Source organism: Xanthomonas sp. SHU 308, from assembly GCF_000364645.1.
GTDB lineage: Bacteria > Pseudomonadota > Gammaproteobacteria > Xanthomonadales > Xanthomonadaceae > Xanthomonas_A > Xanthomonas_A sontii.
Genome location: NZ_AQOK01000684.1, coordinates 1 through 470 on the forward strand (window position 1 = coordinate 1; position 470 = coordinate 470).

The 470-nt window shown below is 69.8% G+C and carries 1 protein-coding gene; it reads right to left on the minus strand.

Translation table 11 applies throughout. The features are described 5' to 3' along the window. Window positions 1-470, minus strand: a 470-nt coding sequence (locus tag D588_RS25410) for a methyl-accepting chemotaxis protein (protein ID WP_043086043.1), incomplete at both ends; no start/stop codon positions are given.

Consider the following 470-nt stretch of genomic DNA (forward strand, 5'->3'; position numbering starts at 1 on the left):
GTGGCCACCACGGCGAAACCGCGGCCCTGCTCGCCGGCCCGGGCGGCTTCCACCGCGGCGTTGAGCGCCAGGATGTTGGTCTGGAATGCGATGCCGTCGATCACCGAAATGATGTCGCCGATCTTCTTCGACGAGGCTTCGATGCCGCTCATGGTCTGCACGACCTGGCCGACCACGGCGCCGCCCTGCGAGGCGACCGAGGCCGCGCCGGCGGCCAGTTGGTTGGCCTGGCGCGCACGTTCGGCGTTCTGCTTGACGGTGGAGGTCAGTTCCTCCATCGACGCGGCGGTCTCCTCCAGGCTGGCCGCCTGCTGCTCGGTGCGGCGCGACAGGTCGTCGTTGCCGGTGGCGATCTCGCTGGCCGCGGCATTGATGCTGACCGCCGCGGTCTGGATGCGCGCGACGATGGCCGCCAGTTGCTCGGTGGTGGCATTGGCGTCGTCGCGCATGGTCGCGAACACGCCCTGGAA